We start from the raw sequence: 2,966 nt of genomic DNA, 5'->3' as shown, positions 1-2,966 counted from the left end.
AGGCCATCGCCCTCGGCGAGCAGGTGGCCGCCGACCACGAACGCGTCCTCGGCCACCAGCACCCCGACACCCTCACCACCCGCGCCAACCTCGCCCACTCCTACCACCAAGCCGGGCGCACCGAAGAGGCCATCGCCCTCGGCGAGCAGGTGGCCGCCGACCACGAACGCGTCCTCGGCCACCAGCACCCCGACACCCTCACCACCCGCGCCAACCTCGCCGTCTCCTACCAGCAAGCCGGGCGCACCGAAGAGGCGACCGCCCTGCTGGAGCAGGTGGTCACCGACCACGAACGCGTCCTCGGCCACGACCACCCCGACACCTTGGCTGTTGTGGAGGTGCTTCGGCGCTGGCGCGCGGCCTGACCCGGTGGCGATCGGGGGTTCCCGCTGCCGAGGCGGTGTCGACCGGTGGGCGCAGACCTGCGCAGACCCGGGCCGACGGCATCCGCAGGAGGCTGGCGTGTACTGCGGCAACAGCGCAGCGAAGGGAAGGATGGTCGGGGTGTCCGGGGGGCGGGCCTTGCCCGGCTGGCGGCTTCGGGGGAGGAGGGAAGGCGTGGCCACGGACGCGCCGCGAGGCGGTTCCCGGACCGGCTGCGGCGGTCATCACACGGGCCGCAGGCGGCGGTCCGAGGGGCGCGCGGGCAGCGGGTGAGCCGGGTGCTCGCCCGGTCAGCGCTGCAGGTACGGAGCCTGACCCGGCGCCAGCAGCGCCTGGCCGATCACCTCGCAGCGCACCTACGCCACGGCCCGCCGCTGGTGGCTGGAGGCCGATGACCGCGTCGACTGGGCGCAGCTGCCCGACGACATCGCCTTCGAAGGCGAGCAGCTCGGCCGGTGGGTGCGGGCGCAGCGGGCGGGCTGGGCCGAGCTCAACCGGGAGCAGCGGGACCTGCTGACCACGATCGGCATCGAGGAGGACCAGGAGCTGGTGACCGCGAAGGCCGCGGTCGCGGCGAAGCCGGAGCTGTCCCGCAGCGACCGGTTCGCCCAGGGCGTCGCCGCGCTCGCCCAGTTCGTCGAGCGGGAGCGGCACCCCCGGACAAGGAGCCGGTGAAGGCCGTGGAGGCCAGCCTCGGAGGGGAGGAGCAGGTGGTGGTGGTGTCGCACTTCACCCTGGATACCTGGCTCAACAACCAGAAGGCCCGGCGGGCGAAGCTGACCGCGGGCCAGCTCGCGCAGCTCGCCGAGCACGGCGTGGAGTGGGCGTAGACAGGGTCGCGCGGGGCCCCGGTGCCGGGGGCCCGCGCGGCCCTGCTGGGCTCTTCTGCCTGTGCCTGGGGCGGGGGATCTGCTGCGGGCGCGGGTCCCGGCCGTGTGCCAGCCGCCGGGAGCCTGTCTGCGGCGCGACTGCCGGGCTGGCGCCACCGGGGCGGTAGCAGGCGGCGGGACCAGGTCGCCAGCAGGCCGACTCAGCCTCCTGGCGGACGGCCGCGCGCCGGGGCCGCCGCAGTGCGGTAACCCGGCCGGCACCGCACCGGCCCGGTTGGTGCTGCCGGAGTAGCGCCCCGGCAGCCGCGACAACGCCGGCGGCCTCGCGGAGTGCGGGCAACACGCCCCGAGCGCCGGCGTTCGGTGTTCGGTGTTTGCCCTGCGCGGGTGCGGCGGCGGGTGGGAGAACCCCCTTCCACGCGCGGGGGTAGTCCCGCTCACGGGGCGGTGACAGCGAGGCGGGGGCGCGGGATGCGTCGAGAAGCACGGACACCAGCGGCTGGACCGCACCCGGCGGCCGAAGCGGGCCCCGGGGCGGTGGTGGTCCCGCCGGCGGCGAGGGGCGCGGAACCGGCTGCGGGGCCCGATGGAGACCAGCGTCCGGCCGTCGGCCCGCGACGGTGCAGGCTGGCCTGCACCAGGCTGCGGCCGTTCACTGGCAGCACCTCAGCTCGGATACCGAACGGATCATCGGCCACGACCACCCCGACAGCCTCACCCGCCCGGCACAACCTCGCCATCGCCCACTGGCAGGCCGGGCACACCGGAGAAGCGATCGCCATTGAGGAGCGGGTGCTCACCGACCGCGAACACATCCTCGGCCACAACCACCCCGACACCTTGGCTGCTGTGGAGGTGCTTCGGCGCCGGCGCGCTGCCTGACCCGGTGGCGGTCGGGGGTTCCCGCCACCGGGGCGGTGTCGTGTTGCGGGCGGTGGTGGCCTCGGTGACGGCCGGTGCGGTACTCGGCGAGCTGGAGCGCGAACTTCCCGCCTTGGCCGCCACGATGGACGAGGTCGCCGAGGCTGGCCAGGCCGCCCGGCAGCGCCGGGGTGCACCACGCCCGTTCTTCCCGGTGCGGCCTCGGGGTCTGGCGTTGCGCTTATGTCAGCGGGCGAGGGTCACGGTCAGCGGATCGTCCGGGCAGCCGGTCGCCAGCTGCTTCATCGCCTCCCGCTCCCGGGCGTCCACGGTTAGGCGCCAGCGGGTCTTCACCGCTGTCCAGTCCGTGAGGTAGGTGCAGCGGTAGGCGTCCAGCGGTGGCAGCCACTCGGAGATGTCCTTGTCCGCCTTCGCCCTGTTGCTGCGCGCCGAGACCGCGACCAGGGACCGGTCGTCGCCTAGGTCGTTCGCGTAGGCCTCCCGCTCGCCGGCGGTCCACGCCGAGGCCCCGACTGGCAGGGAGCGTCATTCCGAACATGCGATATTCCCCGCAATACGATTCCACGGCACCCAGCCCGTTCGGCTAGGGCCCGATTCCCTCCAGCCAGGCGGTCACGTCCAGGGACTGATGTAGGGCTGGGCCGAAGAGGCTGGGGTTGGCTTTGGCGAGGGTGCGGTAGTGGCCGACGGCTTCCTCGATGGCGGCCAGGCCCTCTGCCGGCCGGCGCACCTCCCCCAGGCGACTGGAGAGGTTGTTGAGGGTGCCGGCAAGGTTGGGCAGGTAGGCGTCGGGGTTGGCTTCGGCGAGGGTGCGGTAGTGGCCGACGGCTTCCTGGACGGCGGCCAGGCCCTCTGCCGGCCGGCGCACCT

General features: G+C 74.1%; 5 protein-coding genes and 1 pseudogene. 4 read left to right on the top strand and 2 right to left on the bottom strand.

All coding sequences use genetic code 11. The features are described 5' to 3' along the window. The 4 genes from ACFVUY_RS42105 to ACFVUY_RS42090 all read left to right on the top strand — a co-directional run. On the top strand, nucleotides 1-365 hold a 365-nt coding region (locus ACFVUY_RS42105), incomplete at its 5' end, for a tetratricopeptide repeat protein (protein WP_387737233.1). 478 nt (nucleotides 366-843) lie between these two features. Further along, nucleotides 844-1,059 carry a hypothetical protein gene (locus ACFVUY_RS42100; protein WP_387737232.1) on the top strand — a complete coding sequence of 72 codons (216 nt, stop codon included), beginning with the start codon at nucleotides 844-846 and terminating at the stop codon, nucleotides 1,057-1,059. A gap of 5 nt (nucleotides 1,060-1,064) precedes the next feature. After that, nucleotides 1,065-1,214, top strand: a complete 150-nt coding sequence (locus ACFVUY_RS42095; protein WP_387737231.1) for a hypothetical protein — start codon at nucleotides 1,065-1,067, stop codon at nucleotides 1,212-1,214. Nucleotides 1,215-1,988: 774 nt separating this feature from the next. Continuing rightward, nucleotides 1,989-2,096: a hypothetical protein gene (locus ACFVUY_RS42090; protein WP_387737238.1), complete on the top strand. Its 108-nt coding sequence runs from the start codon at nucleotides 1,989-1,991 to the stop codon at nucleotides 2,094-2,096. 225 nt (nucleotides 2,097-2,321) lie between these two features. On the opposite strand, the gene ACFVUY_RS42085 is transcribed toward ACFVUY_RS42090, so the two are convergent. Continuing rightward, nucleotides 2,322-2,615, bottom strand: coding sequence for an HNH endonuclease family protein (locus tag ACFVUY_RS42085; protein WP_387737237.1), 294 nt, complete (start codon nucleotides 2,613-2,615; stop codon nucleotides 2,322-2,324). A 64-nt stretch (nucleotides 2,616-2,679) separates the two neighbouring features. Further along, nucleotides 2,680-2,966 (bottom strand): annotated as a pseudogene (locus ACFVUY_RS42080) (ATP-binding protein); the annotation flags it as partial.

The organism is Kitasatospora sp. NPDC058063, assembly GCF_042885395.1.
Lineage (GTDB): Bacteria > Actinomycetota > Actinomycetes > Streptomycetales > Streptomycetaceae > Kitasatospora > Kitasatospora lactacystinica.
This window is presented reverse-complemented; position numbering and strand designations above follow the sequence as displayed.